We start from the raw sequence: 15599 nt of genomic DNA, 5'->3' as shown, positions 1-15599 counted from the left end.
CTACAGCTCGTTGGCGACCTTGGTGGCCAGCGGGCTGAGCACTTCCACCTCGGATCTGCCTGGCGCAGTGGGGATCTTGAGGCTGATGAAGACCTTGGTGTCGCCCTTGCGCACCGCGATCTGATGCAGATTCAGGTCGTAATACGCCTCATCCCCGATCCCGCCGATCCGATCCCCGGACCCGAACCATGTGGCATTGCCGAAATACAGTGCCACGGCACCGAAGTCACACCCCGGCGACGCATCCGGATTCCGCACGCCCCCAACCCCACCGGCCGCCATGATGTCCCTATCGTCGAGCAGCTTGCACGGATCGAAGCCCGCCTGTTTGACGCCCGGCAAGGTCGTCGACAGGGTGGTCGAATGGGTCACGTCGGCTGACTCCGCACACGCGGCCGTCCCGAGCAGCGTCACCCCCGCGGCTACCGCAATTGCCCACCGCGACGCCTCGACTACACCGGACATCCGGGAATCCCCTCCCGCTCAGCCCGATTCCGCCGATCGGTGCTGAATTAATATCCCCATCCCGCACGAGTCCGTTCCAAATCTGGCGCAAAAACGCCAGCGGGCCAACGCCTGTCGCGCGGCTGTCACGCCCCGATGGCGATCACCGGATGACGGGCCGGATCCAGCCAGCGCATGATCGCGCGGAGGTTCGCGGCCGGGATGGCGACACAGCCCGCGGTGGGGCGGTCATTCGTGTTGTGCAGGAAGAAGGCTGATCCTGCGCCCGGGATTGCGGGGGAGCGGTTGTAGTCGATGACCACGGCTTGGTCGTAAACGAAACCGGCGCGACCAAGGTTCTCGCTCGCGTCCTCATCGAACGGGCAGGTGCCGGAATCGCAGTGGTAGTACGTGTTGTAGAGCGGGGAGGATACGTCGGACACCCACCAGTCCGATGTTCCTATGTGGCGGTAGGGAAGTCGGAGGTCATCGCGGCTCTGGTATCCGAAAGCCTCTGTGAGGGACCAGGTTCCGACGGGTGTGCGGGAATCGATCTCGGAGGCCGGGCCGATGCCGTCGGCTCCCACCCGCGCGGGCGCGGGGCCGAGGGCGGGTCGCCAGCCGCCGGGGACACGATCCCAGGCGAGCACCGTTGCCGTGGTGGCGTCGGGATGGTCGGCGACCACGGTGATGACCTGGTCGGCCGGGCCGTCGTATGAGAGGGGGAGTTGCTGCGGCGCGTGGTCGGTGCCGCAGGCCCCGATCCACACTGCCGTGAGGACCAGTGTCGCGCCTATAGCGCGTCGCCGAAGCCGCCGATCGGGCTGATTCGGTGCCGGTCGGGTATGACGGGGCGTCGGAGTCTTGGCCGGTGAGGTGATGGTTCGGAGAATACGCGAGCGGTCCGCAACAGGTGGGTAACGAATGTGCCATTGACAACTGGCGCATTGATGGGTGATCGTTTGAGGTATGGCGAGAACAGGGTCAATGGCGACCGTTCCTGGACAGTGGTCAGAAGTGATCGTGGAGATCGTTCTGATGCACTGCGCCCGCCCCGAACGGTGTTGGGCAGGCTGGGTTCCCGCGTTCACGTACCTCGGTCGGCGACACCGATCGTGTCGGTGGTCCGTGCCGAGGCGGGCGGGTTCCCTCACGCCCACGGTCACCGGGTCTGGCCTGGACGCTCCGATGCCCCACCCGATCACTCCGGTCGGGTGGGGGCGGTGGCGTCCGACGCCGGATCCGATGCCCTTGGGCGCGTCGTGCGATCGCCACCGCCGCCGCCTCATGGCGAGTGACGGTGCGCGATTCGGTAGAGAGTGGTTTCTGCCAGTGTCGGGCTCCCCATTTGCTGGTGTAGGCGGGATCTACCGCGATGAGCGCGATCCCGTGTTCGGCGGCCATGGACACGAGCCGGGCACGCAGGCGAGCGGTCGGCATCCCGTTGATCAACTGCCGGAATCGTTTCCGGCGGCCGTGTTTCTCCCGCGTCCTGGCATCGGTGAAATCGAGGTTCTCCACGGCGATTACCCGGCATCGGGTGTCGTTGGCCCAGTGCAGCAGCCGGGTCAGCGCGTGCCGGATCTGCGCGTCGCGGTGTGTCGCGGTGCCGTCCTGCCGGAACTCGAAGCGGCGTGGCGCGCCGACCGGGTTGCCGTGAGGGTCCAGGCGCCAGGCGGCGAGGTGGTCGGCGTTGAAGTCCACCCCGATGACCTCACCATCTTGCAGCGCCGCCAAGGGCATGACGGGCAATTCTCTACGCTGCCATGCCGCGTCGACATACCAGCGCCCCCGCTCGACGTCGAAGTGAATCCGGTAGGCCACCGCCGCAGCGGCTTCGACCCGGTCGCGCCATTCCTCGCCCCGGAACCCGAAACTCACCCGGGTGGTCAGGACGTAGCGCCCGTGCGCGGCATTGGCCAAGTGTGCCAGCGGGACAGGAAGCTTGAGCGAGACTTCGCCGTCGGGACTCACCCGGATCGTCTCGTTGCCCCAGCGTTTCCCGGACTCACCGTCCGCGGCCAGGAACCACCGCCGCGCCTGCCACCGCTCCCGCCACTGAGCCTCGCCAAGACCAGCCGCCTCGAGATGGTGGCGGGTGTTCAGCAGTCGTTTGCCGCCCCGCACCACCGACACCAGCCCGGCGTCACGCGCCGCGTGGACATGCTGGGCGCGGGCCCGGAGTGTGTGCAGGCGACGGGATTTGGCGTGCCATTCGGACCGCGACCGGTATCCGCCCGGAGCGTGTCTACTCCCGGAGCTACCGATCGGCTGCGCGAGCCGGTGTTCGATCGTGGCGATCGTCGATTCGAGCGATCGCAGGTACGCGGCTTGGGCGCGGCGCGCCAACGCCCACTGATCATGGGAGCCCTTCGTGATCGACCCGGCCCACCGCGCCGACGATTCACAGGTCACCGCGCGTTTGCGGTCGGCCCACGCCGTACTGCTGTGATCGAGACCGTCACGACACCGCCGCGCCAGATCCGTTCCGGCGAGGGATCCCAGGTGCGCGCCCACCGCGCGCAGGACCCGCTCGTCGGTGTCGGTCATCCCTTTCAACCGGGTGCGGATCGTGACCCCGCTCGGGCCGGGCACGGGGAACGGGGGCGCAATCGTGCGCAGCGCAACCATGCTCACCGGCCACCCATCGACCGGGTTGGTCCCGTCTCGCGCCGGTGCGTTGGTCATGCTCCCACCGTAGGCCGGGTGATCGAAAGTTTGTTCGAGGTTCCTGGGATCGGTCCGGAATCGCCGGATTCGCGACGGTTAACGGTGTGGCGCAATGACGTTCATCCGCCACCCGCACTCTCCGTTACACCGGCACCGCCCGTCAATACAACCGCACAGTCTGCGGCGTCACACGCCGCCCTCGCTCACTCCGCAGGTCCACCCCTCGACGTACCTGAAGGACACTTGTGAACACTTCACCACAAACAGTTCCTACCCCTGTATTGGCGACGCCACCTGAGAACGCCTCGCTGCAAACGCGGCTCGCGGCTCACGCGTCGGTGATCGGGTTGCGACGGTTGAACGGGGTGCTACCGCGGAATCGGGTCGGCATCGGGGCGGGACGCGGGCTGATCGCCGGGGTCATGGCGGCGTTCGGGCCACCGCTCCCGGGAACTCGGGTGGCGCGGGTCCGGACCGGTGATGTGCGCGGCGAATGGGTGCGCGCGGCCGGGGTCGAATTCGGGGACAAGGCCATCTACTACATCCACGGCAGCGGGTACGTGGTGTGCTCGGCTCGCACGCATCGCGGGTTGGCCTCGCGACTCTCGAAACTGTCGGGGCTGCCGGTCTTCCTGATCGACTACCGGCTCGCACCCGAGCATCGATTCCCGGCGGCGGCCGACGATGTCGAGGCGGGGTATCGGTGGTTGCTCGGGAATGGTTATCGGGCAGCGGATCTGGTGATCGGCGGGGATTCGGCGGGCGGGCATCTGGCGCTGGATCTGCTCTTGCAGAACTTGCGGAATGAGACGCCGCAACCCGCAGGGGTGTTCATGTACTCGCCGCTGATGGATCTCACGCTGACCCTGGCCGAGGGGCGGGATCGGGTGCTCGCCGATCCGATGGCACCTGCCCGGACTGGTCGCCGCTTGCTCGAGCTCTATACCGAAGGGCAGCGGGCGGATTCACCGCGACTGCGGCTGTCCGTGCCGCGGGGAGCCGAGCTGCCGCCGCTGCTGGTGCAGGCCAGTGCAGGGGAGATGCTCGCCGATGACGCCCGGTACGTGCACGACATGGTCACCGCCGCCGGTGGGCGCAGTGAGCTCGAGCTCTGGCCGGGGCGCATTCACGTATTCCAGGCGCTGCCGCTGCTGGTTCCCGAAGCGGTGCAGGCGCTGCGGCGGACCCGGGAGTTCATTGCCGCCGCGCTGGCGGCGGACGCATCGAGTCGGACGAAGGTGAGTTGACCATGGGAATTCTGGACAGTGTGCTGCCGGTGTTCGGCGACCGCCGCTCGCACGATGCCAAGGCCGTGGTGACGGGGGCGGGCAGCGGCATCGGCCGGGCCTTCGCGCTCGAAATCGCGGCGCGCGGTGGGGAAGTGCTGTGTGCCGACATTGATAAGGATCGGGCCGACGAGACGGTTCGACTGATCGAGCGTACGTACGGGCAGCCCGCACACTCGGTGTTCTGCGATGTTTCCCAGCGCGAGGACGTGGAGACCCTGGCCCGGCATGCCGAGGTCGTCTTCCAAGGGCCGCCGACGCTGGTGATCAATAACGCCGGTGTCGGCATCGGCGGAAAGCCGGTGGGCAGCATCGGATTCGATGACTGGCAGTGGGCGCTGGGGATCAACCTGTGGGGCGTCGTGCACGGCTGTGAGATCTTCGCGCCGAAGCTGCGGGCGGCCGGGCGGGGCGGGATCATCAATGTCGCGTCGGCGGCCGGGTTCGCGGCTGCTCCCGGGATGGCCGTCTACAACGTGTCCAAGTCCGGTGTCATGTCGTTGTCGGAGACTCTCGCCGCCGAACTTTCGGGTAGCGGAGTCGCGGTGACTGTGCTGTGCCCCACCTTCGTCAAGACGAATGTGGTGCAGGACGGCCGGATCGGCTCGGGCGCTTCACGATTGGCGGATGAGCTCATGCGCCGGACCGGGTTCTCGCCGGAGCGGGTCGCGCGCACGACCCTCGATTCCCACGATCACGGTCGGTTGTATGTGCTGCCGCAGCTGGACGCGCATGCGGTCTGGCTGCTCAAGCGGCACTTTCCGGCCCTCTACACCCATGCTCTCGGCGTCTTGAATCGCGTCCTGCCGCAGGACGATTCGACGCCCGGGGCGCACTTCGAGAAGACAGGAGTTTGACATGCCTTTCGACTTCGACAATATGTTGGGCAAGATCAAGTCCAAGCAGTGGGCCCTGGCCGATATCGACTGGGACGCACCCGGTGTCGAGACCATCGACCCCGCCCTGCACGCCAAGCTGAAGCCGTTCATGGCCGATCTCATGTGGATCGAGAATGTCGGCGCGCGCGGATTCGCCGCCATGGCGCAGAAGGCCCCGACCGAGACGCTCAAGCAGATCTATCGCTACTTCCACGCGGAGGAACAGCGGCACGCCAATGCCGAACTCGCGCTCATGCGCCGGTGGGGCATGCTCGACGGCGATGAGATCCCGGAGCCGAATATCAATGTGAAGCTGGTGATCGACTTCCTGGACAAGCACGCCGACGATATGTCGCTGTCCTTCCTGGGCACCGTCATCCCCATGCTCGAGGTGGCCCTCGACGGCGCGCTGATCAAGTTCATCACCGACGAGATCACCGACCCGGTCGCGCAGGAGGTCTTCAAGAAGATCAATGCCGACGAATCCCGGCACCTGGCAACCGATTACGCGGTCATGGAACTGCTCGGGCACGCCACCGTGCGCAAGTTGGCCATCGATCTGGTGGGCGGCTGGGCCAAGCCGTCGTTCATTGTCGGCGTGCTCAGCTATGTGCCGCTGTTGAACAAGATGCGCGACAATATTGTGGAGATGGGCGTCGATGAGGAGAAGCTGTACGCCGCCATGCGCCGCTTCCGGTCGGTGGGTGAGCGCGCCCCGATCGCCAATCGCGTGCCCATGTACCGGATCGTGAAGATGCACGGCAACTGGGTGATCAACCGAGACCATCCGTATCACCTGTTCGCGGATGCCATGGTCAAGTTGACCGCGCGGATTCCGGAACGCTTCCTCGGTGCGCAGCCCACCTGGTCCAAGGAACTCACCTACGAGCCGGTCGCATGAGCGCCCTCGGCAAGCCGCTGGATGTGGCGATCATCGGTGCGGGATTCGCGGGAATCGGCGCGGCGATCCGGCTGCGGCAGAAGGGGATTACCGACTTCGCCGTCTTCGAGCGGGGTAGTCGGGTCGGCGGCACGTGGCGGGATAATACGTATCCCGGTGCGGCATGCGATATTCCGTCTCGGCTGTACTCGTTCGCGTTCGCGCCCAATCCGGAGTGGTCGCACACCTACTCCGGTAGCGCGGAGATCCTCTCCTATATCGAGGCGATGGTCGATGAGTTCGGAGTCCGTCCGAGCATTCGATTCGACCACACCGTGACCGGCCTCGAGTTCGATGAGGTGAGCGGGCTGTGGGATATCGCCTTCGAGGGTAAGCCGAAGGTGAAGGCGCGCAGCGTGATTGTCGCGTCCGGGCCGCTGTCGAATGCCAGCTTTCCTCGCATACCCGGGATAGAGGACTACGAGGGGCACAAGATACACAGTGCCCGTTGGGATCACGAATACGACTTCACCGGCAAGAAGGTGGCCGTGGTCGGCACGGGAGCCAGTGCCGTGCAGATCATTCCGGAGCTGGTCGAGCGGGCGGCGTCGGTCAAGGTGTTCCAGCGCACGCCGGGATGGGTGCTGCCGCGCGCCAACCGGCGTACGAGCGGGCTGACCAAGCAGCTCTACCGGCAGGCTCCCGTGACGCAGAAGCTGGCGCGCGAAGCCTGGTTCTGGGGTCATGAGTCGGTGGCGCTGGGTGTGGTGTGGAAATCGCCGCTGACTCGCGTGGTCGAGTCGGTCGCGATGCTGCACTTGCGGAGTCAGGTGAGTGACCCGTGGCTGCGGCGTCAGTTGACGCCCGATTTCCGGGCCGGGTGCAAGCGGCTGCTGATCAGCAATGACTACTATCCGGCGCTGCAACGGGAGAACTGCAAGCTGGTCACCTGGCCCATCGCGCGGATGTCGGAGAAGGGCATTCGCACCGCGGAGGGCATCGAGCATCAATTCGACTGTGTGGTGTTCGCGACCGGTTTCGACGTGTCCAAGGCCGGTTCGCCCATCCCGATCACCGGCCGCGACGGTCGCGTGCTCGGTGATGAATGGAGCAGGGGCGCTTACGCTTTCAAGAGCGTGACCGTCGCGGGGTACCCGAACCTGTTTCTCACCTTCGGCCCGAACTCCGGGCCCGGCCACAATTCGGCGCTGGTCTATATGGAGGCGCAGATCGAGTACCTCACCGATGCCATCGGCATTCTGCTGTCGCGGGATCTACGCATGCTCGAGGTGCGGCAGGAACGCCAGGACCGCCACAATGCCCGCTTGCAGCAGCGGCTGACCGCCACCACCTGGAATTCCGGGTGCAGCAGCTGGTACCTCACCGAGGACGGCTTCAACGCCACCATGTATCCGGGATTCGGCACGCAATACGTCCGCCAGCTGGCGCGGGTGAACCTCGACGACTACGTCCAGGTGCCCCGCGACAATGCTCGCGCGGCGGGTGCCGACACCGGAATGGCCGTCTCGCTCGGCTAATGTCGACGCGAGGCGCAACGGCGACAAGGGAGGGCGAGACCAGGATGGCGGACTACCGCATCGACGATCTCGCCCACGCCGCCGGCACCACCACCCGCAATGTGCGGGCCTATCAGGAACGCGGCCTGCTGCCGACGCCCACGCGTCGCAGCGGGCGCGCGCTCATCTACGACGACGCCCACCTGGCCCGCCTCAAGCTCATCGACGCACTCCTGCAGCGCGGCTTCACCATCGCGCACATCGCCGACTTCATCACCAGCTGGGAGACCGGCAAGGACCTCACCGAAGTGCTCGGCCTACAACAGGCCGTCACCGCCACCTGGGGCAAAACCGAAGAGCCCCTGGAAGTTCCGCGCGAACTCCTCGACACCTTCCTGGGTGGCGTGGACGGCGACCCGGTCACCGGCGGCGAACTCGACCGCCTGGCCAAGCTCGGCCTCGCCCGCCTGCACGAGGACACCGTCGAGATCACCCAGCCCGAACTCCTCGAAACCTTCGCCTCCCTACACGGCTACGGCTACGGCCTGGACGGCCTCATAGACGTCTACGCCGGAGTAGTCGAGCGAGTCGAAGACATCGCCCGCCTCATGATCACCCTGGCCCGGGATCAGATCGTTGCCGAGCACGGCCCCGGCTGGCTGCCCGACACGGACGCCGAGACCGCTGCCACCACCAAGATGTTCAACCACCTCCGCGAACTAGGCGTCACAGCAGTCGAAAACTCCCTCCACCAGGCCCTGGATCGCGTCCTCGAGAGCGAGCTCAACGCCTACCTGGAGACCGCCGCCGAGAAGCGCGCGGGAAAAAAGCCGCAGGCCTGAGCCTCGCCATTCCGACGTGGTTCCGGCAGGACTCCACCCGTCCACACGGCGCTCGGCGGATGCCCGCCTCATGGTCCGCCGACTGCCATACACGCACTTCGGCATCGTCTCTGCGACCGGCTGGGCGGATGTCGCCGCACTGCTCGACGCTGACCCCGCGCGGTCCACCTGACAGTGGCATCCCCAGAGCCGCAGGGTTTCTCGACAGTTGCAGGCCTTACAACCCCTGCAGCTGTCGAGAACCCATGCAGCTTCTGTACTTCCGCACGACACAGAAAGCGCGGCTCACCCCACGCCGGTGGCCATCCGCCGAGGGAGCTGTGGTGGCGGGTTTCGGGGCCGATTCCGATCCTGAGTGCTCCTTGATCTTGAAGTGGTCCATGGCGGCGGGCGATGTTGGCGGGCTGGTGCTGGTCGGCCAGAGTTGGCGGGCGATGTTGGCGAGCTGGTGTCGAGTGGCCGGTGTTGGCGGGCTGTGTCGCCCGGTTGGTTGATGGCTGGTCCGGATGGCGGGCTATATCGACCGGCCGGTTATGGCGGGCCGGTGACCATCTGCTGAGGGAGCTGTGGTGGCGGGTTTTGGGGCCGATTTCGACCCTGAGTGCTCCTTGATCTTGAAGTGGCCCGTGGCGGCGGGCGATATTGGCGGGCCGGTGTCGAGAAGCCGGTGTTGGCGGGTCAGCGCGACCACATCGGGCCGGGCACGAAGGTGGTGGACCTGGGTGGGAAGGCGCTGCTGCCCGGGTTGACCGGCTGGTGATGGCGGGCTGGTGGTGGTCGGCTGATGCTGGCGGCCGGGTCGGCGAGCGGTGCTGCGGTGGGGCGCTTAGGCTGTGCCGCGAGTAGGCGACCTGGAGGTAGATGATGGCGGAGTTGGCCGCCGCATTGCGGGCCGCGCGGGTTGGGGCGGGCGTCAGTTTGGCTCGGCTGGCAGAGCTGACCAGTTATTCCAAGCCGTATCTCGGGCAGTTGGAGACGGGGGTGCGTGGGGTTCGTCCCGAGCATGTGGACGCTTATGAGCGGGCACTGGGGGTACGGATCGCCGACGCTGTCGAGGATGCGCTGACCGAGCTGCGGCCGATGTTGCAACCGGCGGCCGAATCCCTCCGGGGCCGAATGGAGTTCACGGATCGGGAGATCGAGGCGGCGCGACGGCTGGCCGAGTGGGCGCGGGCGCGGCAGTGGAATGATGCGACGCCAGCGCTCGGGCCGGTGGAGGACTGGTTGCGCCTGAATATGACTCGGCTCGACCGTGGTACCCGGGCGCGCGAGGCCTTGCGGGCGGGCGCTGAGCTCGCGCATCTCGCGGGCACCATGCATTGGGATGTGGAGGATCATGGCCGGGCGCGGCAGCGGTTTACTCTTGCCGCGAAGTTCGCGCATGCGGCGGGGGATGACGAGCTGATCGCGGGTGCGCTCGGTGGGCTGGCGTATCTGTATCTGGATATCGGTCAGCCCGGGGATGCGCTCGAAGTGGTGCAGTTCGCGCAGTATTTGGTGCGCCGGTCGGCGGATCCGCGCTTGCAGTCGGCGCTGATCGGTTGGGAAGGCTTGGCGTACAGCATGATCGGCGATGGAAGGGCCTTCGAGCGGTGTGTCATGCTGGCCTCCGAATACGCCGCCGATGACGATCATGCCCCGCCGAGCACCCCGGCGCAGCGCTGCCTCGAGACGGCGCAGCTCGCCGGAGTGGTCGGGCCGCGCCGTACCTGGCCGAGCCCGCATGAGCAGTACCGGCACGTCGGTGCGGCCTTCCGGAATTTGATCGCGACCCGGCCCCGGTACTCGGGGCACCTGCACGACAATCTGGCGAGCATTCTCGACCGCGCGGGCGACAGCGTCGCGGATCGCGAGTTGTTCGACCTGATCAACTGCTCGCGGGTGTACCTCGCTATGGGCGAACCCGCCCGGGCGGCCGAGTGTGTCGCACGGGTTTTGCCCATGGCCGACTCCTGGACCGCCGGGCGGGCGGCCGCGCGACTGCGCGACATCCACCACGAGTCGGCGGAATTCGCGGCGCTATCCGAGATCCGCGATGCCCGTGCGGCCATCGCGGAGTCGGTGCGCTGAACACCTCCGACACCCCTCAGTGGTGCAGTGCGCCGATCATCTGATCGGCAATATTCTGCTCGCCCCGCGCATTCGGATGCAGTGGCGCGATGGCGGCGGAGCTCGATGGGATGAGGCCATTGACCCACTGCTGATCCGGTGCGGCGCACATGTCGTGTCCGACAGTGGATGTCGCGGTATCTACGAAGACATCACCGCGCCGGGTGACGACGGTGCGGAGCATCTCATTGAGCCGGTTGAGAATCGACTGGAGATAGTCGGCGTCGCTGGACCACGCCGGTTGTTCCCAGCAGGCACCCGGACGTGACACCGTGGGGTAGCCCGCGATGACGACCGTGGCTTGCGGTGCGTGGGAGTGGATTTCGTTCAGGGCGCGATCATAGGTGGATTCGAGGGCCGCGATGCGTTCGACGAACACGTCGTGGCCGCCCGCAGTGAATTCGCTCGCGCAGGAGACACCCAGCGGTTCCGGCAGCACGTTGACGCAGCGCATCGCGGTCGACGTCAGGTCGATGTCATTGCCGCCCATGGTCATGGTGACCAGCGTCGTATCGGGAGTGAGGGCCTCGAGCTGTGGCCGGTTGGCACCGCTGATGATGCCAGCCTGCGCTGTGGTGAGTTTGTCGAGAGTCGCGCCGCTGCACGAGACGTCGGTGAAGGTCGCCACCTGAAGCCGGTCGGCGAGCAGTGCCGGATAGTTGACCGCGGAGCGCCCGCAGACGGCCGCATCCGAGAAGGGGAATACACCCGCTCCGGCGGAGAAGGAATCGCCGAGTGCGACATAGTGGGGACCGTCCGGCGCGGCGTGCGTGATCGGCGCGGCAGCCAGTACGGTCCCCGAAGCCAGGGTCACGGCGCAGGCAGTACGGGTCAAGATGTGCGAAAGCATGATTCGGGACCGTAGGCAGTCCCGAGCGCATGCGCGGTACTCCGGCCCGGGTTGCAGACGCCTTGCAGACGCTCGTGACTCGGGTGGCAGGCGCTCGTGACTCGGGTGGCAGGCGCTCGTGACTCGGGTGGCAGGCACCGTGAATCGGGTTGCGGACGCCTGCGGCCCAGGTCAGGCGGCGGGGGCCAGCACCTCGTCGCGGGAGATCAGGTCGGCGTAGTAGCCGTTGCGGTCCAGGAGCTCGCGGTGGGTGCCGCGTTCGGCTACGCGGCCGCGATCGAGGACGACGATCTGGTCGGCGTCGCGGATGGTGGAGAGGCGGTGGGCGATGGTGATGGTGGTGCGGCCGATCGACAGGGCGTCGATGGCGGCTTGGACCTCGCGTTCGGTGCGTGTGTCCAAGGCGCTGGTGGCCTCGTCCAGCACCATTATCGGCGGATTGCGCAGGATGGCGCGGGCCACGGCCAGGCGTTGCTTCTCACCGCCGGAGAACCGGTAGCCGCGTTCGCCGACCAGGGTGTCGTAACCCTTGGGCAGGCTCATGATGTGGTCGTGGATCTGTGCCGCGCGTGCCGCCGCATGCAATTCCGCCAGGGACGCATCGGGTTTGGCGAAGCGCAGGTTCTCGGCCACCGAGGCGTGGAACAGGTAGGTCTCCTGCGAGACCACACCGACATGGGTCGACAGATCTGCGAAGGATAGATCCCGCACATCCACGCCATCGATGGTGATCCGGCCGGTCGTCGCGTCGTAGAGGCGCGCCACCAGATAGCCGAGAGTGGTTTTGCCCGAACCGGTTTCGCCGACTATGGCCAGGCTGGTTCCGGCGGGCACCGTGATGTCGATATCGCTCAGCACATTCCGGTCATCGCTGTCGTAGGTGAATCCGAGCTGCTCGATCCGCACCTGTCCCGAGGCCAAATCGGGCAGTGGCACAGGGTTATCCGGCTCCTCGATATCCGGGCGCAGATCCAGGTATTCGAAGATCCGGTCGAACAGGGCCATCGAGCTCTGCACATCCACACCGGTGGACAGCAGCATGACGGCGGGCCGGAGCAATCCGGCTTGCAGGGTCGTGAACGCCACCAGGGTGCCGATCGACACCATGGGATGCCCGGAGGCCACGGTGAGTCCGGCCGCCCAATAGATGACGGCGGGCATGGCCGCCATGACGATCCCGATGGTGGACTGCCGCCAGCGGCCCGCCATGCTCGACCGGATCTCCAGGTCGACCAGTCCGCGCGATTCGCGGGTGAAGTCGTCCACCAGCTCCGGCGAACGACCCATGGTGCGGCCCAACAGGATTCCGCTCACCGACAGCGATTCCTCGACGATCGCCGACATGCTCGCGAGCTGCTTCTGCCGCTGCCCGGTGATCCGGCGGCGCTCATTGCCGACCCGGCGGCTGATCCAGACGAACAGCGGCAACATGACCAGAGAGACCAGCGTCAGCCGCCAATCCAGCACGACCATGGCGATCATGGCCGCGATGACCGAGGTGAAGTTGGAGACCAGTGAGGTGGCGGTGGTGGTGACGGTGGATTGCATGCCGCCGATGTCATTGGCGATGCGCGATTGCACCTCGCCGGTGCGGGTGGCGGTGAAGAACGCGAGCGGCATGCTCTGCAGTCGCGCGTAGACCGCCGAGCGCAGATCGTGCATGACCTCTTGGCCGACGGCCGTGGAGAGATAGGTCTGTAGGACGCCGAACACGCTGGTGAGCACGGTCACGGCGATCATTCCGGCGGCGAGGGCGGTCAGGAGTCCGGTGCGGCCCTGGGGGAGGGCGGTGTCGAGAATGCCGCGCAGCAGGAAGGGGGAAGCCAGCGCGACGACCGAGGAGAGGCCGACGAGTGCGGCGACCACGGCGAGCTTCGAACGATAGGGGTGAAAGAGCCCGGCGATGCGGCGAAGCCGGGATTTGGTTGGCGCTGTGTCGTTGACGAGCGCTGCGTCTTTGGTGAGTTTGATTGGCGAAGCCATAGGCGGCCTCCTTTCGAGGAACTGAGGCGTGTAACTGAGCCTAGCTCATAATTATTCCACGCAACAATGAGCTAGGCTCGCAGTCATGTCGACCGTCCCGGAGAACGATCTCCCCGACCTGTTCCTGCGCGCCACCAAGCGGATCCGCCGCATCCAGGCCACCCGCCTGGCCCCGCTCGGCCTCACTCCCGCCCAGGCCAGAGCCATGCGAGTGCTCGGCCGCGCCCCCGAACCACTGCGCATGTCGGCCCTCGCCGAGCATCTCGGCATCGTCCCGCGCTCGGCCACGACCCTGGTCGACGCGCTCGCCACCGCGGGCTTGGTCACCCGCGAGACCGACCCGACCAGCCGCCGCTCCACCCTGGTGACCCCCACCCCGGCCGGTCGCGGCGTGCTCGATCGCATGTCGGATGCCCGCCGCGAAGCCGCCGCGGAAGTCTTCGCCGCCCTCACCCCCGACCAGCGCGACACCCTGCGCGGTCTACTCCAGGCACTCGACACCGCCGAATCGCCCGCCCGCTAGCCGCTGGAATCAACCGGCCGCCCGCGCGTTGGCATGAAACATGACCTCCGCACTACGGGCGACCCGCTTCTCCATCCTGGACCGTTCCCGCGTCCGCCAGGGCCAGGGGCATCCGGAGGCCTTGCGGGACACCGTCGAATTCGCGCGACTGGCCGAGCAGTGGGGCTACCACCGCTTCTGGGTCTCGGAGCATCACAGCGTGCCCGGCGTGGCAGGTTCCGCCCCCACGGTGCTGGCGGCCGCAGTCGCCGCGGCCACCGAGCGGATTCGCGTCGGCACCGGCGGCGTCATGCTGCCCAACCACCAGCCGCTCGTGGTCGCCGAACAGTTCGGCGTCCTCGAATCCCTCTACCCCGGCCGGATCGATATGGGCCTGGGCCGCTCGGTCGGTTTCACCGATGGCGTACGCCGAGCCCTCGGCCACACCAAGGACGACGCGGAAGACTTCGACGCCCAATTGACCGCTCTCCTGGAGTATTTCGCGAACGGCCGCCAAGGCGTACATGCCTGGCCCGCCGAGGGCCTGCGAGTCCCCGCCTTCCTCCTCGCCACCGGTTCGGGCGCGCAACGCGCGGCCCGCTTCGGATTGCCGCTGGTCATCTCACCTTTCGGCGGCGAAGATGCCATGGTGGAGGCAATCAACCAGTACCGCACCACCTTCCGCCCCGGCACCAGTGAATCTTCGCCCTATGTAATTGTTTCCACCTCGGTAGTCATAGCCGACTCCGAAGAACAGTCCCGCCGACTCCTGATGCCGGAAGCCTGGTCGGCCGCCTACTCCCGCACCAAAGGCGAATTCCCGGAACTGATCCCACCCGAACAGATCGACCGCATCCCGATGACCGAACGCCAGCGCAGCATTTTCGAAGAATCCATGCGCGGCCACATTCACGGCACCGAAGACACGGTCCTCCCCGAACTAGAAAAACTCATCACCCGCACCAAGGCCGACGAAATCCTCGTCCACACCAGCACTTACGACCGGGCGGCGCGCCTGGAATCGCACCGCCGCCTGGCCGCAGCGGTCATCGAGCGAATTGCAGTGCCAGGGTAATGGCGGCGGAACCAGGTACAGCAGCGGAAACACCGTGGTCTTGTAACTCCGAGCAATCACCGTGGTAGCGGCCGCACCCGCGCAGTAGAGACCTCGGACGGCTCGGCCTTCGGCCATCGCTTTCATTAACCGCACCGGTCAAAAACACCGACTCGGGACGCTCGTGCCCGAAGCGCACGGCAGGACCGATATTGCGTGGTGGCGTCGCCTGCCGTACCCGGCGTTGGCTCCCCTGTTGAGAGCCGTCTTCTCTTGTCCCGGCCTGGCTGGATGGCTGTGGTCCCGTTCCGGGACCAAGAACCAAAAGATAAGAGATGAAAAGACAAGGGCGCCTGGACAAGAAGAGAGAAGACAAGAACAAACCCCAACGAGCAGCCCCGAAATGCCCGGGATAGCCCCACAGTCAGCCCGACCCGCCCGGAGCGGGCGGTAGAACACGTTCAGGGGGGACATTAGGCTGGGGTAAACGGACAAAACCCCGGCTCATGTCCCCCCTCGATGAACGGGTCGGGCCGACACGCTGTGACACGCCGATACCCGACCCTTGGGCCCTCGGTTGGGGT

15 protein-coding genes are annotated in these 15599 nt (G+C 66.6%); 10 read left to right on the top strand and 5 right to left on the bottom strand.

Translation table 11 applies throughout. From position 1 onward, the window contains the following. The 3 genes from AB0N05_RS36110 to AB0N05_RS36100 all read right to left on the bottom strand — a co-directional run bounded on the left by AB0N05_RS36110 (window position 1) and on the right by AB0N05_RS36100 (window position 3132). Window positions 1-465: a hypothetical protein gene (locus AB0N05_RS36110; protein ID WP_364702792.1), complete on the bottom strand. Its 465-nt coding sequence runs from the start codon at window positions 463-465 to the stop codon at window positions 1-3. A 125-nt stretch (window positions 466-590) separates the two neighbouring features. Then, window positions 591-1214: a L,D-transpeptidase family protein gene (locus tag AB0N05_RS36105; RefSeq protein ID WP_364702789.1), complete on the bottom strand. Its 624-nt coding sequence runs from the start codon at window positions 1212-1214 to the stop codon at window positions 591-593. Between the two features lie 241 nt (window positions 1215-1455). Next, window positions 1456-3132: a hypothetical protein gene (locus AB0N05_RS36100; RefSeq protein WP_364702787.1), complete on the bottom strand. Its 1677-nt coding sequence runs from the start codon at window positions 3130-3132 to the stop codon at window positions 1456-1458. Between the two features lie 263 nt (window positions 3133-3395). Here AB0N05_RS36100 and AB0N05_RS36095 point away from each other — a divergent pair, with 263 nt between their 5' ends. The 8 genes from AB0N05_RS36095 (at window position 3396) to AB0N05_RS36060 (ending at window position 10587) form a co-directional block, all read left to right on the top strand. After that, window positions 3396-4361 (top strand): alpha/beta hydrolase, encoded by a 966-nt coding sequence (locus AB0N05_RS36095; protein ID WP_364702785.1) that lies wholly within the window; start codon window positions 3396-3398, stop codon window positions 4359-4361. A 2-nt stretch (window positions 4362-4363) separates the two neighbouring features. Beyond that, complete coding sequence (locus AB0N05_RS36090) at window positions 4364-5257, top strand: SDR family NAD(P)-dependent oxidoreductase (protein ID WP_364702782.1); 894 nt, start codon at window positions 4364-4366, stop codon at window positions 5255-5257. A 1-nt stretch (window position 5258) separates the two neighbouring features. Beyond that, window positions 5259-6179 carry a ferritin-like domain-containing protein gene (locus AB0N05_RS36085; RefSeq protein WP_364702779.1) on the top strand — a complete coding sequence of 307 codons (921 nt, stop codon included), beginning with the start codon at window positions 5259-5261 and terminating at the stop codon, window positions 6177-6179. Then, the gene (locus tag AB0N05_RS36080) at window positions 6176-7696 is read left to right on the top strand and encodes an NAD(P)/FAD-dependent oxidoreductase (protein ID WP_364702776.1); all 1521 of its coding nucleotides are present in this window, start codon (window positions 6176-6178) and stop codon (window positions 7694-7696) included. Before AB0N05_RS36085 ends, AB0N05_RS36080 begins: the two co-directional genes overlap by 4 nt. Before the next feature lie 44 nt (window positions 7697-7740). Further along, complete coding sequence (locus AB0N05_RS36075; RefSeq protein WP_364702774.1) at window positions 7741-8517, top strand: MerR family transcriptional regulator; 777 nt, start codon at window positions 7741-7743, stop codon at window positions 8515-8517. A gap of 16 nt (window positions 8518-8533) precedes the next feature. Then, window positions 8534-8689 carry a hypothetical protein gene (locus AB0N05_RS36070; RefSeq protein ID WP_364702771.1) on the top strand — a complete coding sequence of 52 codons (156 nt, stop codon included), beginning with the start codon at window positions 8534-8536 and terminating at the stop codon, window positions 8687-8689. A gap of 429 nt (window positions 8690-9118) precedes the next feature. After that, a complete protein-coding gene (locus AB0N05_RS36065) occupies window positions 9119-9277 on the top strand; it encodes a hypothetical protein (protein WP_364702768.1) in 159 nt (52 codons plus the stop codon). 101 nt (window positions 9278-9378) lie between these two features. Next, complete coding sequence (locus AB0N05_RS36060; protein ID WP_364702765.1) at window positions 9379-10587, top strand: helix-turn-helix transcriptional regulator; 1209 nt, start codon at window positions 9379-9381, stop codon at window positions 10585-10587. 16 nt (window positions 10588-10603) lie between these two features. Here the strand turns inward: AB0N05_RS36060 and AB0N05_RS36055 are convergent, their stop codons facing one another. Both AB0N05_RS36055 and AB0N05_RS36050 read right to left on the bottom strand, forming a co-directional pair. Further along, a complete protein-coding gene (locus AB0N05_RS36055; RefSeq protein ID WP_364702762.1) occupies window positions 10604-11476 on the bottom strand; it encodes an SGNH/GDSL hydrolase family protein in 873 nt (290 codons plus the stop codon). A gap of 171 nt (window positions 11477-11647) precedes the next feature. Further along, the gene (locus AB0N05_RS36050) at window positions 11648-13459 is read right to left on the bottom strand and encodes an ABC transporter ATP-binding protein (RefSeq protein WP_364702759.1); all 1812 of its coding nucleotides are present in this window, start codon (window positions 13457-13459) and stop codon (window positions 11648-11650) included. Between the two features lie 85 nt (window positions 13460-13544). Between AB0N05_RS36050 and AB0N05_RS36045 the strand changes: the two genes are divergently transcribed. Further along, a complete protein-coding gene (locus tag AB0N05_RS36045; protein WP_364702757.1) occupies window positions 13545-13982 on the top strand; it encodes a MarR family transcriptional regulator in 438 nt (145 codons plus the stop codon). Window positions 13983-14022: 40 nt separating this feature from the next. Beyond that, window positions 14023-15036 (top strand): LLM class flavin-dependent oxidoreductase, encoded by a 1014-nt coding sequence (locus tag AB0N05_RS36040; protein WP_364702754.1) that lies wholly within the window; start codon window positions 14023-14025, stop codon window positions 15034-15036. The last annotated feature ends 563 nt before the right edge of the window (window positions 15037-15599 follow it).

Source organism: Nocardia sp. NPDC051030 (assembly GCF_040683015.1).
In the GTDB taxonomy this organism is placed as follows: domain Bacteria; phylum Actinomycetota; class Actinomycetes; order Mycobacteriales; family Mycobacteriaceae; genus Nocardia.
The sequence above is the reverse complement of the archived record's forward strand: the minus strand, read 5'-3'. Positions and strand labels throughout refer to the sequence as shown.

Bases quoted from the DNA above. Each gene is read 5' to 3' on its own strand.
- AB0N05_RS36110 (WP_364702792.1), bottom strand. From the start codon at position 465: ATGTCCGGTGTAGTCGAGGCGTCGCGGTGGGCAATTGCGGTAGCCGCG.
- AB0N05_RS36100 (WP_364702787.1), bottom strand. From the start codon at position 3,132: ATGACCAACGCACCGGCGCGAGACGGGACCAACCCGGTCGATGGGTGG.
- AB0N05_RS36090 (WP_364702782.1), top strand. From the start codon at position 4,364: ATGGGAATTCTGGACAGTGTGCTGCCGGTGTTCGGCGACCGCCGCTCG.
- AB0N05_RS36085 (WP_364702779.1), top strand. From the start codon at position 5,259: ATGCCTTTCGACTTCGACAATATGTTGGGCAAGATCAAGTCCAAGCAG.
- AB0N05_RS36080 (WP_364702776.1), top strand. From the start codon at position 6,176: ATGAGCGCCCTCGGCAAGCCGCTGGATGTGGCGATCATCGGTGCGGGA.
- AB0N05_RS36075 (WP_364702774.1), top strand. From the start codon at position 7,741: ATGGCGGACTACCGCATCGACGATCTCGCCCACGCCGCCGGCACCACC.
- AB0N05_RS36060 (WP_364702765.1), top strand. From the start codon at position 9,379: ATGATGGCGGAGTTGGCCGCCGCATTGCGGGCCGCGCGGGTTGGGGCG.
- AB0N05_RS36055 (WP_364702762.1), bottom strand. From the start codon at position 11,476: ATGCTTTCGCACATCTTGACCCGTACTGCCTGCGCCGTGACCCTGGCT.
- AB0N05_RS36050 (WP_364702759.1), bottom strand. From the start codon at position 13,459: ATGGCTTCGCCAATCAAACTCACCAAAGACGCAGCGCTCGTCAACGAC.
- AB0N05_RS36045 (WP_364702757.1), top strand. From the start codon at position 13,545: ATGTCGACCGTCCCGGAGAACGATCTCCCCGACCTGTTCCTGCGCGCC.
- AB0N05_RS36040 (WP_364702754.1), top strand. From the start codon at position 14,023: ATGACCTCCGCACTACGGGCGACCCGCTTCTCCATCCTGGACCGTTCC.